Origin of the sequence: Mycobacterium basiliense (genome assembly GCF_900292015.1) — a bacterium.
Taxonomy (GTDB): Bacteria; Actinomycetota; Actinomycetes; order Mycobacteriales; family Mycobacteriaceae; genus Mycobacterium; species Mycobacterium basiliense.
In genome coordinates this window covers 4,182,476-4,203,067 of sequence record NZ_LR130759.1, presented here as the reverse complement: position 1 = coordinate 4,203,067, position 20,592 = coordinate 4,182,476, and the positions used below count along the sequence as shown (strand labels likewise).

Sequence of the window (20,592 nt, the reverse complement as noted above, 5' to 3'; positions counted from 1 at the left end):
AATGTCAGCCGAAGGCCGTGTCGAGAATCTCCTGCTGCTCGACGGCGTGTACCTTCGACGAACCCGACGACGGCGCCGACATCGCCCGCCGCGAAATACGCTTAATGCCGCTCAGCTTTTCGGGCAGCAACTCGGGCAGCTCCAGGCCGAACCGCGGCCACGCGCCCTGATTGGCCGGCTCCTCCTGTACCCAGAAGAACTCCTTGGCGTTGGGGTAGCGATCCAATGTTTCGCGCAGCCGGCGCCTGGGCAGCGGGGCGAGTTGCTCGACGCGCACGATCGCGACGTCGTCGCGCTTGTCCTTGGCCTTGCGGGCGGCCATTTCGTAGTAGATCTTGCCGCTGGTCAACAGGACCCGGGTCACCGTGCCGCGATCACCGACACCGTCCTCGTAGGTGGGTTCCTCCAAGACCGAGCGGAACTTGATTTCGGTGAAGTCCTTGATATCGCTCACCGCGGCTTTGTTGCGCAGCATCGACTTCGGCGTGAAGACGATCAGCGGGCGCTGAATCCCATCCAGGGCATGCCGGCGCAACAGATGGAAGTAGTTCGATGGCGTCGACGGCATGGCAATGGTCATCGACCCCTCTGCCCACAACTGCAGGAAGCGTTCGATCCGCCCGGAGGTGTGGTCGGGGCCCTGCCCCTCGTGCCCATGCGGCAGCAGCAGCACCACATTGGACAGCTGGCCCCACTTGGCCTCGCCGGAGCTGATGAACTCGTCGATGATGGACTGAGCGCCGTTGACGAAATCGCCGAACTGCGCCTCCCACAATACGACGGCGTCGGGGTTGCCCACGGTGTAGCCGTATTCGAAGCCCACCGCCGCGTACTCCGACAGCGGCGAGTCGTAGACCAGGAACTTGCCGCCGGTGGGGCTGCCGTCCTTGTTGGTGGTCAACAGTTGCAGCGGCGTGAACTCCTCGCGGGTGTGACGGTCGATGATCACCGAATGCCGTTGCGAGAAGGTGCCGCGTCGGGTGTCTTGCCCGGAGAAGCGCACCAGCTTGCCCTCGGCCACCAATGAACCTAGGGCTAGTAGTTCAGCGAACGCCCAGTCGATCTTGCCTTCGTAGGCCATCTCCCGGCGCTTTTCCAGAACCGGCAGCACCCTCGGGTGGGCGGTGAATCCGTCCGGCAACGCTAGGAACGCATCGCCGATGCGGGCTAGTAGCGACTTGTCCACCGCCGTGGCCAGGCCGGCGGGGATCATCTGGTCGGACTCGACGGACTCGCTGGGCAGGGCGCCGTGCTTCTCCAGCTCGCGTACCTCGTTGAATACCTGTTCCAGCTGGCCCTGGTAGTCGCGCAGCGCGTCCTCGGCCTCCTTCATCGAGATGTCGCCACGGCCGATCAACGCTTCGGTGTAGCTCTTGCGAACCCCGCGCTTGACGTCCACGACGTCGTACATCCTCGGGTTGGTCATCGACGGGTCGTCGCCTTCGTTGTGCCCACGGCGCCGGTAGCAGAGCATGTCGATGACGACGTCTTTCTTGAACTTCTGCCGGAAGTCCACCGCCAGCCGCGCCACCCACACGCACGCCTCCGGGTCGTCGCCGTTGACGTGAAAGATGGGCGCCCCAATCATCTTCGCGACGTCGGTGCAGTACTCGCTGGATCTCGAATACTCCGGAGCGGTGGTGAAGCCGATCTGGTTATTGACGATGATGTGGATGGTGCCGCCGACGCGGTAGCCGGGCAAGTTGGCTAGGTTCAGTGTCTCGGCGACTACACCCTGGCCGGCAAACGCGGCATCACCGTGCAACATCATTGGCACCACCGAGAACTTCTCGGCTTCTCCCGCATCGGAGCTGCCGTCCCGGCCGGTGTCGAGCAGATCCTGTTTGGCTCGAACCAGCCCCTCCAGCACGGGGTCGACGGCTTCCAGGTGCGACGGGTTTGCTGTCAGTGATACTTGAATGTCGTTGTCGCCGAACATCTGCAGGTAAACCCCGGTCGCGCCGAGGTGGTACTTGACATCCCCGGAGCCGTGCGCCTGCGACGGGTTCAGGTTGCCTTCGAACTCGGTGAAGATCTGTGAGTACGGCTTGCCGACGATATTGGCCAGCACGTTGAGCCGGCCGCGGTGCGGCATCCCGATGACCACTTCGTCGAGGCCGTGCTCGGCGCATTGGTCAATCGCGGCGTCCATCATCGGAATGACGCTATCGGCGCCTTCCAGTGAGAACCGCTTTTGGCCGACGTACTTGGTTTGCAAGAACGTCTCGAACGCCTCGGCGGCATTAAGTTTACTCAGTATGTATTTCTGTTGTGCCACAGTCGGTTTGACATGCTTTGTCTCAACCCGCTCTTCCAGCCACTCCTGCTGCTCGGGTTCGAGGATGTGGGTGTACTCCACCCCGATGTGGCGGCAGTAGGCGTCGCGAAGCAAGCCGAGCACGTCGCGCAGCTTCTTGTACTGGGCACCGGCAAAGCCGTTGACCTTGAACACCCGATCGAGGTCCCACAGCGTCAGGCCGTGGGAGCACACGTCGAGATCGGGGTGGCTGCGGAACCGGGTTCCGTCCAACCGCAGCGGATCGATGTCGGCCATGAGGTGGCCGCGGTTGCGGTAGGCGGCAATGAGTTCGACGACCCGGGCGGTCTTGTCGACGATGGAGTCCGGGTTATCCGGACGCCAGCGCACCGGCAGGTAGGGAATGCTCAGCTCGCGGAAGATCTCGTCCCAGAACTCGTCCGCGAGCAGCATTTCGTGAATGGTGCGCAGGAAGTCGCCGGATTCAGCGCCCTGAATGATGCGGTGGTCGTAGGTCGACGTCAGGGTGATCAGCTTGCCGATCCCCAATTCGGCGATGCGTTCTTCGCTGGCCCCTTGAAACTCCGCGGGGTATTCCATGGCGCCGACGCCGATGATGGCGCCCTGGCCGGCCATCAAGCGCGGCACCGAGTGCACGGTGCCGATGGTTCCCGGGTTGGTCAACGAAATCGTCACGCCGGCAAAGTCTTCGGCGGTAAGCTTGCCGTCGCGGGCCCGGCGGACGATGTCTTCGTAGGCGGTGACGAACTGAGCGAATTTCATCGTTTCGCAGCGCTTGATCCCCGCCACCACCAACGAGCGCTTGCCGTCTTTGCCTTGCAGGTCGATGGCCAGGCCCAGGTTGGTGTGAGCCGGTGTGACCACATTTGGTTTGCCGTCGACCTCGAGGTAGTGCCGGTTCATGTTGGGGAACCGCTTGACCCCCTGCACCAGCGCATAGCCCAGCAAGTGGGTAAACGAAATTTTGCCGCCGCGGTTCCGCTTCAACTGGTTGTTGATGACAATCCGGTTGTCGATCAGCAGTTTGGCCGGCACGGCCCGGACGCTGGTTGCCGTCGGCACGTCCAGTGACGCGGACATGTTCTTGACGACGGCCGCGGCAGCGCCGCGCAGCACTTGCAGCTCGTCGCCCTCGGCGGGCGGGGCAGCAGGTGCCTTGGTTGGGGCGGCTGCCGGTGTCTTGGTTTCGGCCGGGGCGGGCGCGCCGTTGCCGGAGGCCGGCTTGTCGACAGGCTTGGCGGGCGTGGCCGCGGGCGACGGCGATTTTGCCTCCGTGGAGGCCGTGACGGGCTTGTCGTCAACCGAGGTGTCCTGATTTTGCTCGGGGTTGTAGTCAACCAAGAACTCGTGCCAGCTCGGATCGACCGACGAGGGGTCGTCGCGGAATTTGCGGTACATCTCCTCGACCAGCCATTCGTTTTGCCCGAATGGTGAACTTATGTTGGCCACGGCCGCTATTCGCCTCGATTCCTTATTTCTTTGAGCTCCCGCCGGCGTCACCGCTCGACGCCTGCGACTGCATTCGTCCCGGTCGGCAGAGCACCTCGCCCGCCCGGCGGTCCGGAACGGTCCCGCCCCATAAAGGCTAACGCTTTGCTAGTAATTCGCCAGACAGACCAGGAAAGCTGTTCTACCCGGCATCGCGAACGGTCGGCAGTACCCGCAGGGTTACTGGCCAGCGGGCGGGCGGGGCGCCGAACGCCGAGCGCGCATTGCGAACCAGTTTCTTGCCCACCAACCGGTTCCCGATGGCGCCAATGATCGCGCCGATGCCCGCCGGTAGCAGCTTGCCGAACATGAGTGCGCCGCGTTTCAGCGCGAACCGTTTGGCGAAGTATTTGAACATACGTGTGTTCAGCTTCGATATCACCGGCAACGGTAGCGAGGCAATGCTCTCCGAGACCCAGCCTCCGCTGGTCCGTCCGGATCCGATTACTTCGGCCACGGCGGTCTTGCTGTTGTCGCCGACCAGGACCGCCAACACCAGGGCGCGACGCCGTTCGCGGTGGTCGAGCGGTATGCCGTACACCGAGGCCAGGGCCAGCACCAACAAGGCGGTGGCCTCGAGGAACACCGCGCTTTCGCCCGCGGCCGCCGACAGCGCGGCCAAGGTGCCGATGCCGGGCAAGGTCGCCGCGGCGCCTATCGCCGCACCGCTGGCGGTCACCACCGACAGGAACCGCTTCTCGATTTTTGCGACGATCTCCGCCGGGCTCGCGCCCGGGTGGGCCCGACGCAGGCGGGCTACGTACGCCTCCGCCATCGGGCCTTGTATGTGTGAACTACGTTCGATGACTTGGGCCAACGCTCGCGTGGACGCTTTGGGGCGGCCGGCGATGCCAGCCGGCGGCGAGTCTGGCTCAGACTTGGTGGTTCGTCGAGCGCTCATGTTGCCTCTCTTGAGAACGGCCTCCCTTCAGGCTAGCGCCCGTGTGCCGGGTCGAGGCCCCAGTGGGTCCCTGCGTGCGGGTGCGCACGAGCATCGCAGCTGTTGGATTCAGGCGGAATAATGCACGCTGGACCGCGGAGCGAAACGAGGTGCGTAAATGGGGACGGCGACGAGCCGGGTGCTGGGCGGCAGTCATACCGCCCACACCGCCAACCCGTGGAACGCGCTGTGGGCAATGATGATCGGCTTCTTCATGATCATGCTCGACTCGACCATCGTCTCGATCGCCAACCCGACCATCATGGCCGCGTTGCATGTCGGCTATGCCCAGGTCATCTGGGTGACCAGCGCATACCTGCTGGGCTATGCCGTCGTGCTACTGGTGGCCGGCCGGCTTGGCGACCGGTTCGGGCCGAAAAACCTTTATCTGTTCGGTCTGGTGGTGTTCACGGTCGCGTCGATGTGGTGTGGTTTGTCGGGCACCGCCGCCATGCTCATCGCGGCTCGTGCGGTGCAAGGCGTCGGGGCGGGGATACTCACCCCGCAAACTTTGTCCACCATCACCCGCACCTTCAGCATCGACCGCCGCGGTGCCGCGCTGAGTGTGTGGGGAACCGCTGCCGGTGTTGCCAGCCTGGTCGGGCCGCTAATCGGCGGGGTGCTGGTGGATTGGCTGGGTTGGGAATGGATCTTTTTTGTCAATATCCCCATCGGCGTGATCGGCCTGGCGCTCGCCGCCTGGCTGGTCCCGGTTCTTCCGGTTGCGGAGCAGCGGTTCGACCTGTTCGGTGTCGCAGTGTCCGGGGCGGGCATGTTCCTGTTGGTTTTTGGGCTGCAGGAGGGTCAGTCCGCCGGGTGGGCACCCTGGATTTGGGCGATCCTGGTGGCCGGCGTGGGGTGCATGGCGATGTTCATCTACTGGCAGTCGGTCAACCAGCGGGCGCCGCTGATTCCCCTGAAAATATTTCGGGATCGGGACTTCAGCTTGTGCAGCATCGGGGTGGCCATTACCGCGTTCGCGACCACAGCGATGATGTTGCCGCTGACGTTTTATGCGCAGTCGGCGTACGGGCTGTCGCCCACTCGCGCGGCGCTGTTGATCGCGCCGATGGCGGTCACCAGCGGTGCGCTTGCCCCGCTGGTCGGCATCATCGTCGACCGGGTCCACCCGGTGCCTGTGCTGGGTTTCGGCTTCTCGGCACTGACGGTGTCGATGACATGGCTTTCGATTGAGATGTCACCGGATACGCCCGTTTGGCGGTTGGTGTTGCCGTTCGGTCTGGTAGGTGTCGGGATGGCGTTCGTGTGGTCGCCGCTGGCTGCCACCGCCACCCGTTACCTGCCGCCCGATCAGGCCGGTGCGGGTTCTGGCGTCTACAACGCCACCCGTCAGCTCGGGGCGGTGCTGGGCAGCGCAAGCATGGCGGCGTTCATGACGTCGCGGATCGGTGCGGTGATGCCGCCGCCGCCCGGCGGAGCAACCGAAATCAGCGTCGAAGGAGCCGGACTGCAACTGCCTGGGTTGGTGCGCGCGCCGTTCTCCGCGGCGATGTCGCAGTCGCTGCTGCTGCCCGCATTTGTCGCCTTGTTAGGGATTGTGGCCGCCTTGTTTCTGGTGGCTGCTGGCCGGTCTGTGGCAGCGGGCGCCGACCACAGCGACTATGGCGACTATGGCTACGACGATGATGATGACTACCTGGAGTACATCCTTGTGCGGGAGCCAGACGCCGGACCGACGGCTGAAAGCGACAACCGACGGGTGGGCACCGGACCTCGGCGACCGCGCGCGGCAGCAGCCGAGGCATGGACTCACGAGCCCCTTGATGCCGAGCACAGCAGGCTGCCCGACTTCGTGTCGCAGGCCGGACCGAGTGGCGCGGTGCACAACGGTGCCCATTGCAACGACGAGCAGCGATTCCGTTCGATTGCTGGTCGGCATCCTGAATCGGATGACACCGCCAGTCACCGTCGGCATTCGTGTGGCTAATGCGGCCGTCAGTCGCGCTCGGTCAGCGCCAAGAACGCGCCCAAATCCACCAGACCGGCCGGTGTGCTGGGCAGGTAGTGGGTCAGCAGCTCCGAGCGCACGATCACCGCTGCATACTGTGCGCGACTGATGGCAACGTTGAGGCGATTTCTGTTGAGCAGGAACGAGATTCCGCGCGGCACCTCGTCGACTGAGGAGGCCGTCATGGAAACAAAGACGACTGGTGCCTGCGCGCCCTGAAACTTATCCACTGTGCCGACCCGAACTTCGCGCAATCCGGCGGTGGCCAGCCGCTGCCGAATAAGTTCCACCTGGGCGTTATACGGTGCCAGCACCAGCACATCGGCGCCGACCAATGGCCGGGTGCCGTGCTCATCGGTCCAGGATCGGCCGAGAAGCTCTCGGATCTCGACGACTATCGCCTCGGCTTCCTCGGGGCTTTCGATCGAATTGCCTTGGTGACGAACCGAAACTACCTGGACTCCCGGTTGGTGCCCGGCAACGCGGCGCGCGGCGGTGCACTCCGCGTGAGACTGCAATCTGCCCTCGTATGACAGCGTCGACACGGCCGCGCAAACCGTCGGATGCATTCGATACGAGCGGTCCAGAAAATAGCCCCGCTCATCCGGCAGCGTGCGCTTGCCGTCGAGCAGCCAGTCCAGCGCGGACGCATCGACGGGTTCGGGGTGGGTGCCCTGGCTCACCTGGGGCAGCTGCTGGGGGTCGCCAAGCAGCAACAGATTTGCGGCCGCCGGTGCCACAGCAATCGTGTTGGCCAGACAGAATTGGCCGGCCTCGTCGATCACCAGCAGATCCAAACTGTCCGCGGGTACACGACCAGTATTGGCGAAATCCCAGGCGGTACCGCCGATCACACACCCGTGGTGATCGGCGATGAATGCGGCGTACTCTGCGGCATCGATCCGTTGCCAGCGGGTAGCGCGGTGGTCACAGGGCCTCTTGGCGACGCGCGCGGGATCTAGCCCCGCGTCGACCACACATTCCAGTAGGTTTTCCACCGTGGCGTGTGACTGAGCCACAACGCCCACGCGCCAGGAATGCTCGGTGACCAATCGCGTGATCACCTTGGCGCCGGTGTGTGTCTTGCCTGTCCCCGGAGGTCCGTGCACGGCCAGGTAGGAGGAGTCCAGGTTGAGCACCGCTGCAGTGATGTCCGTGACGGTGTCGGCGCTCCGGGGGAGCGCGGCGACACCGTGGGTGCGCGGCGGCCGGCGTAACAACAGGTCGATCAGCGCGCAACGGGGAAGTTCGGGCAGCGCGGCGGCCGCGGCGGTGGCGGTGGCCTCGATCGAAGCTCGCAGGGCGGCCGTCGGCACCGGTGGCCCGGGGGTGAGCGCGAACGGAAGCTGATGAAATACGTTGCCGTGCTTGCCGGCTCGCTCGCGGATCAGCACTTCGGTGGGCAGACTGGCATCGTCGACTTCGATGATTTCGGCGTGGCCTGCCGCCCGACGATCGGGGTCGTCGGCCATGCCCGGGGGAGCTGGCGGGTCGTAGAGAGCGAACACGCTCGTCTTGAGGTCGCCACGGGCAAGCCCGCCGGTCAGACGCACCCGCCGCTGAGGTTTGCGCGCTCGGGGCGGCGTGTGCCACGCGACGGAGACCGAGGCGTTGTCGACGACGAAAACGTCTGCGTTGTCTGACCATTCGTCGACTGGATAGTTGAGCCGGTCGAAGTGAGCCCACCAGAACGGCTTGTCCTCGCGGCGATGATAGCCGCGCGCAGCTGCCAGCAGGGCGACCGCGGCCTGTTCCGGTGTGCGGTCGTCGGCCGCGGCGTCGCCGGCGAAGTTCGACAACGTGGTGGTCAGCCAGTCATGGTCTTCGATCATGTCGCGGTTTGCAACGGGTTGGACGCCGATCGGTGTAACGCTGGATTCCCAAGCGCGCATTAGTAGCCAGTCGCGCAATGCCCGAGTCGATCGGCAGTCGTATTGGTTGTAGTCCTCGATTTCCTTGAGGACGACGGCGGCCTCGTCGGTGCGGCCCTCGGCGCGCAGTTGGCAATACCGCGCGTAGCCGGTGATCGAGTCCGTGGCGGTGGTGACATCACCGGATCGCAATTGGCTGTCCATGTAGAGCGGCTCGAGTGCTTTCAAACTGAAGGATTCCGCGCCAACCCGAATGCTCTTGCGCACCAACGGGTATAGATCTACTAAGATTCCGTTGCGCAATAGGTTGTCGACGTCGTCCTCGCCGACTCCGTAACGTCCGGCGAGTCGCAGTAGCGCGGTCTTCTCATACGGCGCGTAGTGGTAGATGTGCATGTGAGGGTAGCGCTTGCGGCGCTTGGCCACCATGGCCAGGAAGTCCGCCAGCGCCTGACGCTCGTCTTCCCGGTTGTGCGCCCACAGCGGGCGGAAGGCGCCCTTAGGCCCCGCTTCCAGCACGCCGAACAGGTATTCCAGCCCCCATTCGCGGCCGTCGGCCGTCCACAGCGGATCGCCCTCGAAGTCGAAGAACAGGTCTCCGGCGTTTGGCTCAGGCAACAGCGCCAAGGGTTGCGGGTCGACGATCTCGTACTGCGGAATATCCGTACTACGCTGGCACACTTGCAGTTTGGCTTGTGCGCATAGCTTGCTCAGTGCGGCAGGCGCTAACTCGGGCACCTGCCCCGTGTAGTTGGCCAGTTCGCTGACCGTGGTAATGCCCACATCCAGCAGCTTTTCGCGTTGGGTCACTCGCATACCGGCGACGAGCAGCAGATCGTCGCCGGCGCGCAACTGTTCGATGCACAGCGGGCAGCGGAAGCATGCCCGCACCAGCTCGTCGTCCCAGCGTACCGCGGCGCCAGCGGCATGGTGTGCGGCGAGCAGTCGCTGCAGTGCCGCGCGTTGGGATCGATACACCGGAATGAGGTCACCGACCCGGTAGTGCGCGACCGTGCCGTCGCCTAGCTCCAATTCGACCTCCGGGGCTACCGATACCCCCGAGCTGGCCAACATGTCCGCGTAGGCCGCGAGCTGTAGCAGCGCGGTGACCTTCGGTGAGCGGGCCAGCTTGGTGTCGGCGACCCGATAGCGGTCACCTTCGCGGATGAGGAAGTCGGCAAACCCGACGAAACCACCGTCGACCATCGCGGCCTGATACACCACCGGGGCGCGATTGGCGATCGCGGCCTGGGTGGCCTCGGCGGCGGCCGTCAGGCCGGCCAACGTGAAGGCCGGACGGCCGATAACCGCGACTGCGTCGCCGAATTGGTGGCGCAACCGGTCGAGCCTGCGTCGTTCGTGTTCGCTGCCGAGGACCGCGGTTCGTGCGAGTAGTTCGTCATCGGCGGGAACGTCGGGACCCCGGCCCAGTTTCGCGTCGAAATGCCTAAGCAGGGCGTACTCGCATCGGGCTGCGACCGCTAGGTCCGAGGCGCTGCAGAACGTGGTGTCGTCGGCGACAAACACGGCACCAACTCTAGGTCAGGGGTCCGACCCGATGCGGGGGCTGGGGCACAGCGGGGTCGGTCCGGCGAGGCCAATGCCGGGAGGCCTTATCGGCCGCCCGCGGCATTGCTGATCAGCTCGACACCGGTGCCGTTCCAGCGAAACTTCACCACGCTGCTCAACCCACTGATACCGCCCGCGTAGGTCAGCGCCACCGTGTCGCCCGTGCATTGCGAGGTGTCGATCCCGCTGAACCCATAGGTATCGGGCACCCCTTGCGGAATGAACTTGCCGAGATGGAACAGCACCGCCCGGGTGGTTGGGTTGCCAGCGTTCGTATTGGCCTTGATCACCACCGCCGACAGCTGGGCGCATTCGTTGTAGTTGCCGGCCAGCGGCTCGGGGCTCCACGGCTGTTCACTTCGTGGATCACGGGGTAGTTCGGAGACGACTTTGGCGATCGTGGGCGAGGTGAGATTGACCGCGCATGGGTCGGCTGGTGCGGCACTGCTGCTGGGTGGGGCAGCCGTGGCGGGCGGTGGGTTGGTTGCATCCGCAGGCTCGGAGTGCGCGGCGGCGGAAGTCGTGGTCGGGGCCTGCGGCGTTTTCGCGACGGTGGAGTCTCCCGAGCCGCAGCCGGTCAACGTCGCGGCGAGCACTGCAACCGCGACGCCGGCCAGGGGCGCGGTAGGGCACGGAAGCGACCACACACCGCGCACCGTACCGTCATCGGTCCCGCAGGTGCGGCAGGCGTGGCCGCGCGGGTGTGTTTCGCCGAGCGTAACGCCACAGCGAGTTTCCTGACCGTACGTCGCCGTGGCCTTACCCTCGCGCCAATCACCGCCGCGGCACCGACCACCATTACACTGCATCTTCTAATGGCCTACCCGGACAGCCCGCCTGCGGCGCCCCCACGCACCTTCGCCGACCTGCAGATTCATCCGAAAGTCTTGCGGGCGCTCACCGACGTCGGCTACGAGTCACCGACGGCCATTCAGGAGGCGACGATTCCGGCGCTGATGGCCGGCGCTGACGTGGTCGGCCTGGCGCAAACCGGCACCGGCAAAACAGCGGCGTTCGCGATCCCGATCCTGTCCAGAATCGACATCGCGAACAAGGCGACCCAGGCCCTCGTGCTGGCGCCCACCCGCGAGCTGGCCCTGCAGGTGGCGGAGGCCTTCAGCCGGTACGGGGCCCATTTGCCTCGGCTCAACGTGCTGCCCATCTATGGCGGGTCGTCGTATGCCGTGCAACTGTCCGGGCTGAAGCGCGGTGCGCAAGTGGTGGTCGGCACTCCCGGTCGGGTCATCGATCACCTGGAGCGAGGCACGTTGGACTTGTCACGGGTGGACTACTTGGTGCTCGACGAGGCCGACGAGATGCTCACCATGGGTTTCGCCGAAGATGTCGAGCGCATCCTGTCCGACACCCCGGAATACAAGCAGGTTGCCCTGTTTTCGGCTACCATGCCGCCGGCGATCCGGAAGATCACCACCAAGTATCTGCACGATCCGCTGGAAGTCGCATCGGAAGCCAAAACCGCGACCGCCGAAAACATTTCGCAGCGCTACATTCAAGTGGCGGGTCCGCGCAAGATGGACGCGCTTACCCGAGTCCTCGAGGTCGAGCCGTTCGAGGCCATGATCGTGTTCGTGCGCACCAAGCAGGCGACCGAGGAGGTCGCCGAAAGGCTACGTGCTCGCGGGCTTTCGGCGGCGGCCATCAACGGCGACATTCCCCAAGCCCAGCGGGAACGAACCATCGCTGCGCTTCGAGACGGCAGCATCGACATTCTGGTTGCCACCGACGTGGCGGCCCGCGGGCTAGATGTCGAGCGCATCTCGCATGTGCTCAACTACGACATTCCGCACGACACGGAGTCCTACGTCCACCGGATTGGACGTACCGGGCGGGCCGGGCGCTCCGGAAACGCGCTCCTGTTCGTCTCCCCGCGCGAGCGCCACCTGCTCAAGGCGATCGAAAAGGCCACCCGGCAATCGCTCACCGAGGCCGAGCTGCCTACCGTCGAGGATGTCAATGCCCAGCGGGTGGCGAAGTTCGCCGACTCCATCACCGACGCGCTCGGGGCCCCGGGGATCGAGTTGTTCCGCAGGCTGGTGGAGGACTATGAACGGGAGCGCAATGTCCCGATGGCTGATATAGCCGCCGCGCTGGCGTTGCAGTCCCGAGACGGAGAGGCATTCCTGCTGGCCCCCGACGCTCCTCCCGAGCGGCGCAAGGAGCGCAGGGAGCGCGCCAGCAGCGAGCATAGGGAAAAACGGGGAAGCGGTCCGGCTTTCACCACGTACCGCATCTCGGTTGGCAAGCGGCACAAGATCGGTCCGGGTTCAATCGTGGGTGCGATCGCCAACGAGGGAGGCCTGCATCGAAGCGATTTCGGCCACATCACCATTGGGGGGGACTTCTCGCTGGTGGAGCTGCCGGCCAAGTTGCCTCGCGCCACACTCAAGAAGCTGGAGCGCACTCGGATCTCGGGCGTGTTGATCGACCTTAGGCCGGACCGGCCGTCCGATAAGGCGCGTCGCAACGACGGCGGCAAACCACGCCGGAAACGCGACGGATGACGGCACCCGAAGCCACCGACGCGCAAGGCGGCCTCGAGCAGATCTTGCATGTGGACCGAGTCGCGTCGCTGACCGGAATCCGCGCGGTCGCCGCGCTCCTGGTGGTCGCCACGCACGCGGCATACACCACCGGCAAATACACCCACGGCTACTGGGGACTGGTGTCTTCCCGGATGGAGATCGGCGTTCCGATTTTCTTCGTGCTCTCCGGTTTCCTGCTGTTTCGCCCCTGGGTGCAATCTGCGATCATCGGTGGCCCAGCACCGTCACTGAGCCGCTACGCGTGGCATCGCGTCCGGCGCATCATGCCTGCCTATGTCGTCGTCGTGTTGATCGCATATGCGATTTACCACTACCGCACGGCGGGGCCGAACCCGGGGCACAGCTGGGCGGGGCTGGTGCGCAACCTCACGTTGACGCAGATCTACACCGACGGCTATCTGGGTTCGTATCTCCACCAGGGGCTGACCCAGATGTGGAGCCTGGCGGTTGAGGGCGCGTTCTACGTCACGCTCCCATTTTTGGCGTACTTGCTGCTGGTGCTGATCAGTCAACGACGCTGGCAGCCGAGGCTGATATTGAGTGCCCTGATCGGCATGTCGGTGATTACCCCGGCGTGGCTGGTGCTGATACACACCGTCGCCTGGTTTCCCGACGGCGCTCGCCTGTGGCTGCCCAGCTACCTGGCCTGGTTCCTGGGCGGCATGATGCTGACCGTACTGCAAGCCATGGGCGTGCGCTGCTATGCGTTTGCCGCCCTACCACTGGCTGTGATCTGCTATTTCATCGTCTCCACACCCATTGCGGGTGCGCCCACAACGTCGCCCTCGGCGCTGGCGGAGGCGGTGGTCAAGGCGTGCTTCTACGCCGTGATCGCGACACTGGCGGTGGCACCGCTGGCCCTGGGCGACCAGGGGTGGTATTCCCGAGTGCTGGCCAGTCGACCGATGGTATGGCTCGGGGAAATCTCCTATGAGATCTTCTTGGTTCACCTGGTAACCATGGAATTCGCCATGGTCTATGTGGTCCGGTACCGGGTCTACACCGGGTCGATGCTGAATCTGTTCATTGCGACGATGCTGCTGACCATCCCGTTGGCCTGGCTGCTGCACCGTTTCACCCGGGTCAGTGCCTGACTAGTTGACATCTCCGGCCGGGCGTGTGCTTGCCTTAGGTTATCCTGCCCTAATTGACGTAGAGGCGATGAAGGGCGTGCCGAGGTATGACCGAGTACAAGCCATCCCGGGGCTGGCAGGGTGCGGTGCTGAAACTCATGAGGGCCGGGGACTATCGGCTGACCGTGACCGGCCGACGCGAGATCACCACGCATTACCTGCGGTTGAGCTTCGAGGACGGCGGAATGCTGGGCGAACACGCCGTGCATCCGACGATGTGGATTCGCATGTGGTTCGCCGATGGCGACAAGTCGCACCAACGTGGGTACACGTTGGTCGCCCCCGATCCCGACGCTGGCACATTCGACGTCGAATTCGCGTTGCACGACGGTGTCGCGTCGGACTGGGCGCGTAGTGCGCAACCCGGCGACACCATTGAAGCGACGGTGCTGGGCAGCAAGTTCGCCATCCCGAATCCGGCGCCCACCGGCTACGTCATCGTTGGTGACACCGCATCATTGCCGGCGATCAACTCCTTGCTCGAGGCTATCGGAGACACTCCCGCTCGAGTGTTTCTGGAGGCGGGCCGCGACGACGACAAGTCGCTGCCGGTGGTGCGTGCTGCCGACGTCACCTGGGTGGACCGCAGCGGTGACCGTGATGCCCTGCTCGAGGCGGTGCGTGGGGCGGCGTTTGATGCGGGTGACCATTTCGGTTGGGTTGCCTGCAGCGCTCGCACCACGCGGTCGATTGCCAAGGTGCTGCGAGAAGACTTCGGCATACCGAAAAAATCCATTAAGGCGCAAGCCTATTGGGCCAATTGACCCACGGGCTCGGGCCCGTGCCGGCCTAGAGGCCGACGTCGTGCGTCTCACCGGCCGCCGCCACCGGAACGGGGCTCCGCACGAGGATTAGGAAATCGCTGTCGCGCGTGGCTCCGCGGGGGTTGGTGCCGGTTCGGTGGGCGTCGGTGACGGCGCGGGTTCGGGTGTCGGGGCCGGCGTCGGGGTTGGCATGGGCTCGGGGGCCGGGGTAGGAGCGGGTTCGGGTGTCGGGGTTGGCGTGGGTTCGGGTGTCGGGGTTGGCGTTGGCGTGGGTTCGGGTGTCGGGGTTGGCGTTGGCGTGGGTTCGGGTGTCGGGGTTGGCGTGGGTTCGGGTGTCGGGGTTGGCGTGGGTTCGGGTGTCGGGTTAGGCGTGCCGCCCGGGGGTTTGGGCATGCCGGGCAGATGCCCTAGCAATTGCTGCAGCGGGCGCAATTGTGACCAGGCTTCGGAGACGCCGATGTGGTAGCCGAACATGGCGGCGACATCTTGGGCCCACATTTCCTCGTATTGGGCTTCCATGGCCGCGATCGCCGGGATGTTGAACCCAAAGATGTTGGTATTTGCCAGCGCCGTCGTTACGGCTCGGTTGACCGCGATCACGGCCGGGGCCACCGTGGCGGCGTAGGCCCCCTCGAAGGCTGCCACCACCGCTGAGGCTTGATTGGCCGCCCCCTCGGAATGCAAAGCGGCCGCTGCGAGCCACGACGCATAGGGGGCGGCCGCCTCGGCCATCTTCGCGGCTGCCGGTCCCTGCCAGGCACAGCTGGCCAGGCTCGCCGTCACCGAAGCGAAAGAGTCTGCTGCTGAACGTAACTCGTTTGCCAGACCCGCCCAGGCCGCCGCCGCGCCGAGCATTGGGCCCGATCCGGGGCCCTCGTGTAACAGCGCCGAATTCGTTTCCGGAGGCAGCATCGGGTAGGTCATGGCCCATCCTTCCCTTGGAGGCAAACGTCAACAAGGGTTTCGCTTCGGGGGGTGGTGCTCCACGCTCCGACGTGTCGTGCGGCCCGCACACCAGGTGGATCTTCAGCAACCGCTGGTGCGGTCGCGACGGTCAAACCGCGGCACCTGGTCGGCGACTCGCACGGTATTGGTTTCTCTTGCGCACCAACCATTGTCGGGCAATGCCTCCACGACATCGAAACCCACCGATCAGCCCGCGCTAATCGATATGCATTAATTTACTCCGAATCGGCGTCATGTATGCAAATTCGAGAAAAGGAATCACGTTCCAAAATAGAATGGCATGGCAATTGAGCATTTCTGCTACTAATGCCCCAATCGAATGCGTATCGCCATGTGTTTGCGGCGGGCAGGCCTATCGGCGACTGGCAACCGGTGCCACGACGGGAACGACGAACTCCTCAATCATCGCCCGCTCGTCGAGTTGGTCGTGGCCGGGAAACATCAGTAGCGAGATGATCGCGCGCACCGTCCATCGGGCCCTGCGCTGTGCCGTTGCCGGGTCTTCGGGTCCCAGGGACTGCAGAAATGCCGCGGCCAGCCCGGGGATCACCTCGGACTGCCCGGCCAACTCTCCGCCGATGGGCGGGCGGGTCGAGGCGAACCACGCTGCCAACGCCGGGCGCTGGCGAACCATGCGCAATGTGGCGGTGATACTCGCGATGAGCCGTTCGCGTGGGTCATCGATGGCAGCGATCGATTGCATGATCTGGCGGCCCAGCCGGCGGGTTTCCCGGTGCACGTATGCCGTCCTGAGCGCCTCTCGGCTTTCGAAGTAGCGGTATAGCGTCGCTCGGGAACAGCCCGCGGCTTTGGCGATTTCGTTCATGCCGATCGAGGCCGGATCGTTCTCGGTGTAGAGCGCTTCGGCGGCATCGAGGATGCGGTCGGCGGCCACCTCGCTGCGCCGCGTGGCCAGCCAGTCGTTACCCGCCATCAGGAGCCCACGCGCAACGGCACCGACAATGGGCGCCGGACATAGCTGCCACCGGACCAGACGATCGCCGATTCGTCGACTTCGAAGTCGGGGCAGCGGGCCAGTAGCTCGCTCAGCGCGACGCGGGATTGCATCCGAGCCGCGGCCGCGCCCAGGCAGTGATGCGCGCCGTGGCTGAAGGTCAGGATGTTGCGCGGGCACCGTGTCACGACGAGTTCGCTTGCATCGGAGCCATATTGGCGTTCGTCTCGGTTGGCCGAGCCGTACAGCAGGAGCACCCGGCGGCCAGCGGGGATGGTGGTGTCGCCGATCCGGACATCCTGGGTGACGGTACGCGCCAGCCCCTGCACCGGCGAGGTCAGCCGTAGCAGCTCCTCGACCGCGTCGGGAATGCGTCCGGGGTCGTCTATGAGCAGCCGGCGTTGGTCTGGCCGCTGGTGCAGCAGTGGCATGGATCCGCCGAGCATGCCGGTAACTGTGTCGTTGCCGCCGGTGACCATGGTGAACGTGAAGGCAAGGATCGAAAGCGTGCCGGCAATGTCGCCGTCGGCGCCCACCCCAGCGGCGACCAGATGTGAAATCGTGTCGTCCTCAGGTTCTGTACGGCGCCGTTCGATCAGCCCGGAGAAGTAGGCCATCAGCGAGCCGACCGCGTCGCCGACGGTGGCCAGTGCACCGGCGATCCCGCCCTCGGCGGTGTTGGCTGCCACGATGGCCTGCGTCCAGCCGTCGAATTGGACCCGATCCTGCTCGGGAACTCCGAGGTAGTGCGCGACAACCATGGACGGCAGCGGCTTGAATAGCTCGGTGGCGATGTCGCCGCCGCCGTTGGCGCGCAGCTTTTCGATGCGCTCGATGACGAACTCGCGCACCTTTGGTTCCACCGCTTCGACCTGCCGCGGCGTGAATCCGCGCGAGACGAGCTTGCGGAACTCGGTGTGTCCCGGCGGATCTTGCATCACCATCGGCGGGTTATCCCGCAGCCCAATCATTTCCAAATCGCCGTAGTTGACGGTCAGCCCCTGCGCCGACGAGAACGTCTGGTGGTCGCGCGCCGCGGCCCAGACGTCCGCATGGCGCGACAGCACGTAGTAGTCATGGCCGGGGTGCTCGGGCGGAGTGACATGGTGGACCGGGTCGTGATCGCGTAGGGCCCGGTACATCGGCCAGGGATTGGGCCAGGTCGCGGCGGTAGCCAGCTGAAACGTTGCGGGTGGAGTATGAGACATAACCGCAGACATGTCTTATTCGTACGACATATCGAAACAGATGTCAATCGTGTGCAGGTTGTGACGCTCGGTGCGGGTCAGATCCCCGAGCCGGGGTTGAGGATGCCCCGAGGGTCCAGTGCCTGCTTGATGCGCCGGTTAAGGTCCATCACCTCGGGCCCGAGATAGCCGGCCAGCCATGGCCGCTTCAGCCGGCCGACGCCGTGCTCGCCGGTGATCGTGCCGCCCAGGCGTACGGCCAGATCCATGATCTCGCCGTACGCCAAATGGGCGCGCTCCACCATGGCGGCATCGGCGGGGTCGTAGACCAGCAACGGGTGGGTATTGCCGTCGCCCGCGTGCGCGATCACCGAGATCATCAGCTCTCGCTGGTCGGCAATGCGGCCGATGCCGGCGACCAGTTCGCCCAATGCGGGCAGTGGCACCCCGACGTCTTCCAGCAACAACGGCCCTTTGCTCTCGACCGCCGGGATCGCGAACCGCCGGGCGGCGATAAACGCCTCACCTTCGTCCGGGTCGTCGGTGGAAAACACCTCCTTTGCGCCGTGGTCGGCGAACACCGAAGCCATCAGCTCGGCGTCCTCGCTGCCCGCTCGTCCGCGCTCGTCGGAGCCGGCCACCAACATGGCCGCGGCCCCGCGGTCCAAGTCCATTCGCAGCTCGTCCTCGACGGCGTTAATGGCCACCGAATCCATGAATTCCAGCATCGAAGGGCGAAGTTTTGCGGTGACACCGAGCACCGCGTCGACCGCCGATGCCACCGTCGAGAAGCTGGCCACCACGATGCTCGACGCATTTTGTGCGGGCACTAGCCGAAGCGTTACTTCGGTGATGATGCCCAGCGCACCTTCGCTACCGACGAAGAGCTTGGTCAGGCTCAGCCCCGCGACGTCTTTGAGCCGTGGGCCGCCGAGGCGCACCGCGGTGCCATCGGCCAGCACCACTTGCATGCCCAGCACGTAATCGGTGGTGACGCCGTATTTCACGCAACACAACCCGCCGGCGTTGGTGGCGATGTTGCCGCCGATGCTGCAGATCTCGAACGACGACGGGTCGGGGGGGTACCACAGGCCGTGTTCGGCGGCCGCCTTCTTCACCTCGGCGTTGAACAGGCCAGGCTGACACACCGCGGTGCGAGTGACCGGGTCGACGGTGATATCGCGCATTTTCTCGGTGGACAGCACGATCCCGCCGTCCAGTGCGGTGGCCCCGCCCGACAGGCCGGAACCGGCTCCCCGGGTGACCACCGGCACCCGATGAGCCGTAGCCCACCGCAGCACGGTCTGTACCTCTGCGGTGCACACAGGCCGAACCAGGGCCAACGGTTTGCCGGCAGATGGGTCGAACGCGCGATCTTGCCGGTAGCCGTGGGTGACGGCCGGGTCGGTGACCACCATGCCGTCGGGCAGGCTGGCGATCAGGCTGGCCAGCACGTTCGCGGTGCTCACGAGGCGCTCACGAATCCGATCCTACGGCCGTGGCCGGTTTTGCCGCCGAGCCGTCTTGGCCCGTGCGCTAGGGCCGATTTGCGGCGGGCCGTGCTCACGGACGGCGGCCCGCCCACCGCCGAGCACGAGCGAGTTGTCACAGTGGCGAACGTTCACTGGCATCCGGCTCCGGCGCAACGTCGAGTTCGCGCAGCGACGGCAGCCGGATGCAGATCAGCCCGGTGACCAGAATCGGCAGCGCCAGTGCGAAGAACGCCACCTTCAGTCCGGCCGCGTCGGCCAACGGGCCCGCCAGCAACAAGCCCAACGGTCCGGCGGCAAAGGCCACCGAGGTCATCACGCCGACGACTCGACCACGCAGATGATGGGGCGCACGGGTCTGCATCACGTAGTTGTAGATCGGCTGGATAGGTCCGTAGACCAGTCCGATCAGCGCGCAGCACACCAAGATTACCGGTAGCGGGGGCAGCACTGCGATAACCGCCGTCGCACCGCCCAATGTGAGCACCGCGATCAGCATGATGGTGCGACGGGCCACATAATTCGACAGCGTCGCGTAACCGAGCGCGCCCACCAGTCCGCCAACGGACAACGCCATCAACACCGAGCCCAGCTGAGCGGGTTGGTCCCGGTCGGCGAAGAACTTGGGGAACAACACGCTCTCCATCGGCAGGTACAGTGCCGTGACGGACAGGTCGATCAGGGCCAGCGTGCGCAGCACCCGCAAGCTCCACACGAATCGCAACCCTTCGGTGACTCCGGACACCAGCCCCTCGGGCCGGGTCGCGTGGTGTGGTTTCCCCGCGCCATCGAGCTGCAACGCGGCGATCGCCAGGATGGACAACCCGAAGGCCCCGGCGGTGATCCACATCGTGGTAATGCCACCGACGGTGGCGATCATCATGCCGCCAATACCGGGACCCACGACGAAGCCGAGGTTCAGAATCGCCTCGTAGATGCCGTTGACGCGGTCCAGCGACCAGCCCGCCCGGGCGGCGGCCTCCGGCAGCATCGACTGGCGAGCCGTTATGCCGGCCGGGTCGAAGGTTGCCGCGAGCGCGCCGAGCGCGGCCAGTACCACCACGTTGACCGCGTCGGCGCCGAACGTCCAAGCCACCAACGGAACGGCGGCCACCGCCGTCCCTGACAGGGCGTCGGCAACCATGGAAACGCGGCGGCGCCCGAAGTAGTCGACCGCGGTACCGGCCACCAAAGTGGAGAACAACAGCGGCAGCGTAGTAGCACCGGCCACGATGGACGCCTGTCCAGCGCTGCCCTCGCGCTGCAACACCAGCCACGGGAATGCCACGATGGAAATGCCGTCACCCGCACACGCCATCAAGGTGGCGAAAAGCAGAAGGAACGCCGGAGCCCGGCCGCTGTTGCCGTTCATAAATATCGCGGCTGAATCTAGCGGCAAAGCGGATTTGGAACCACCG

13 protein-coding genes are annotated in these 20,592 nt (G+C 65.2%); 4 read left to right on the top strand and 9 right to left on the bottom strand.

Features of this window, described 5'->3' with window-relative positions:
* Positions 1-4: 4 nt before the first annotated feature.
* Positions 5-3,727: a multifunctional oxoglutarate decarboxylase/oxoglutarate dehydrogenase thiamine pyrophosphate-binding subunit/dihydrolipoyllysine-residue succinyltransferase subunit gene (locus MB901379_RS17665; RefSeq protein WP_158017802.1), complete on the bottom strand. Its 3,723-nt coding sequence runs from the start codon at positions 3,725-3,727 to the stop codon at positions 5-7.
* Positions 3,728-3,908: 181 nt separating this feature from the next.
* Positions 3,909-4,667 carry a hypothetical protein gene (locus MB901379_RS17660; protein ID WP_158017801.1) on the bottom strand — a complete coding sequence of 253 codons (759 nt, stop codon included), beginning with the start codon at positions 4,665-4,667 and terminating at the stop codon, positions 3,909-3,911.
* A 157-nt stretch (positions 4,668-4,824) separates the two neighbouring features.
* On the opposite strand from MB901379_RS17660, the gene MB901379_RS17655 reads away from it, so the two are divergent.
* The gene (locus MB901379_RS17655; protein ID WP_158017800.1) at positions 4,825-6,654 is read left to right on the top strand and encodes an MFS transporter; all 1,830 of its coding nucleotides are present in this window, start codon (positions 4,825-4,827) and stop codon (positions 6,652-6,654) included.
* Positions 6,655-6,662: 8 nt separating this feature from the next.
* Here MB901379_RS17655 and MB901379_RS17650 read toward each other — a convergent pair whose 3' ends face one another.
* Both MB901379_RS17650 and MB901379_RS17645 read right to left on the bottom strand, forming a co-directional pair.
* Positions 6,663-10,073, bottom strand: coding sequence for a TM0106 family RecB-like putative nuclease (locus tag MB901379_RS17650; RefSeq protein ID WP_158017799.1), 3,411 nt, complete (start codon positions 10,071-10,073; stop codon positions 6,663-6,665).
* 86 nt (positions 10,074-10,159) lie between these two features.
* The gene (locus MB901379_RS17645; protein WP_158017798.1) at positions 10,160-10,771 is read right to left on the bottom strand and encodes an LppP/LprE family lipoprotein; all 612 of its coding nucleotides are present in this window, start codon (positions 10,769-10,771) and stop codon (positions 10,160-10,162) included.
* A gap of 159 nt (positions 10,772-10,930) precedes the next feature.
* Here MB901379_RS17645 and MB901379_RS17640 point away from each other — a divergent pair, with 159 nt between their 5' ends.
* The 3 genes from MB901379_RS17640 to MB901379_RS17630 all read left to right on the top strand — a co-directional run bounded on the left by MB901379_RS17640 (position 10,931) and on the right by MB901379_RS17630 (position 14,576).
* Positions 10,931-12,637, top strand: coding sequence for a DEAD/DEAH box helicase (locus MB901379_RS17640; protein WP_158017797.1), 1,707 nt, complete (start codon positions 10,931-10,933; stop codon positions 12,635-12,637).
* Positions 12,634-13,773, top strand: a complete 1,140-nt coding sequence (locus tag MB901379_RS17635; RefSeq protein WP_158017796.1) for an acyltransferase family protein — start codon at positions 12,634-12,636, stop codon at positions 13,771-13,773. The genes MB901379_RS17640 and MB901379_RS17635 overlap by 4 nt, the downstream gene beginning before the upstream one ends.
* Positions 13,774-13,859: 86 nt before the next feature.
* The gene (locus MB901379_RS17630) at positions 13,860-14,576 is read left to right on the top strand and encodes a siderophore-interacting protein (RefSeq protein ID WP_158017795.1); all 717 of its coding nucleotides are present in this window, start codon (positions 13,860-13,862) and stop codon (positions 14,574-14,576) included.
* 87 nt (positions 14,577-14,663) lie between these two features.
* On the opposite strand, the gene MB901379_RS17625 is transcribed toward MB901379_RS17630, so the two are convergent.
* The 5 genes from MB901379_RS17625 to MB901379_RS17605 form a co-directional block, all read right to left on the bottom strand.
* On the bottom strand, positions 14,664-15,500 hold the full coding sequence (locus MB901379_RS17625; RefSeq protein ID WP_158017794.1) for a PPE family protein: 837 nt from the start codon (positions 15,498-15,500) through the stop codon (positions 14,664-14,666).
* 394 nt (positions 15,501-15,894) lie between these two features.
* Entirely contained in the window at positions 15,895-16,476 is a 582-nt protein-coding gene (locus MB901379_RS17620; RefSeq protein ID WP_158017793.1) for a TetR/AcrR family transcriptional regulator, read from the bottom strand.
* Complete coding sequence (locus MB901379_RS17615; protein ID WP_158017792.1) at positions 16,476-17,717, bottom strand: cytochrome P450; 1,242 nt, start codon at positions 17,715-17,717, stop codon at positions 16,476-16,478. Before MB901379_RS17615 ends, MB901379_RS17620 begins: the two co-directional genes overlap by 1 nt.
* 65 nt (positions 17,718-17,782) lie before the next feature.
* Positions 17,783-19,102: an FAD-binding oxidoreductase gene (locus MB901379_RS17610; protein WP_158019275.1), complete on the bottom strand. Its 1,320-nt coding sequence runs from the start codon at positions 19,100-19,102 to the stop codon at positions 17,783-17,785.
* Positions 19,103-19,289: 187 nt separating this feature from the next.
* Positions 19,290-20,546 carry an MFS transporter gene (locus MB901379_RS17605; protein WP_158017791.1) on the bottom strand — a complete coding sequence of 419 codons (1,257 nt, stop codon included), beginning with the start codon at positions 20,544-20,546 and terminating at the stop codon, positions 19,290-19,292.
* Positions 20,547-20,592 lie beyond the last annotated feature (46 nt).

What these genes read in the sequence shown, in the direction of transcription:
- MB901379_RS17660 (WP_158017801.1), bottom strand. Translation starts at nt 4,667, where the DNA reads ATGAGCGCTCGACGAACCACCAAGTCTGAGCCAGACTCGCCGCCGGCT.
- MB901379_RS17655 (WP_158017800.1), top strand. Translation starts at nt 4,825, where the DNA reads ATGGGGACGGCGACGAGCCGGGTGCTGGGCGGCAGTCATACCGCCCAC.
- MB901379_RS17640 (WP_158017797.1), top strand. Translation starts at nt 10,931, where the DNA reads ATGGCCTACCCGGACAGCCCGCCTGCGGCGCCCCCACGCACCTTCGCC.
- MB901379_RS17635 (WP_158017796.1), top strand. Translation starts at nt 12,634, where the DNA reads ATGACGGCACCCGAAGCCACCGACGCGCAAGGCGGCCTCGAGCAGATC.
- MB901379_RS17630 (WP_158017795.1), top strand. Translation starts at nt 13,860, where the DNA reads ATGACCGAGTACAAGCCATCCCGGGGCTGGCAGGGTGCGGTGCTGAAA.
- MB901379_RS17625 (WP_158017794.1), bottom strand. Translation starts at nt 15,500, where the DNA reads ATGACCTACCCGATGCTGCCTCCGGAAACGAATTCGGCGCTGTTACAC.
- MB901379_RS17620 (WP_158017793.1), bottom strand. Translation starts at nt 16,476, where the DNA reads ATGGCGGGTAACGACTGGCTGGCCACGCGGCGCAGCGAGGTGGCCGCC.
- MB901379_RS17615 (WP_158017792.1), bottom strand. Translation starts at nt 17,717, where the DNA reads ATGTCTGCGGTTATGTCTCATACTCCACCCGCAACGTTTCAGCTGGCT.
- MB901379_RS17610 (WP_158019275.1), bottom strand. Translation starts at nt 19,102, where the DNA reads ATGGTGGTCACCGACCCGGCCGTCACCCACGGCTACCGGCAAGATCGC.
- MB901379_RS17605 (WP_158017791.1), bottom strand. Translation starts at nt 20,546, where the DNA reads ATGAACGGCAACAGCGGCCGGGCTCCGGCGTTCCTTCTGCTTTTCGCC.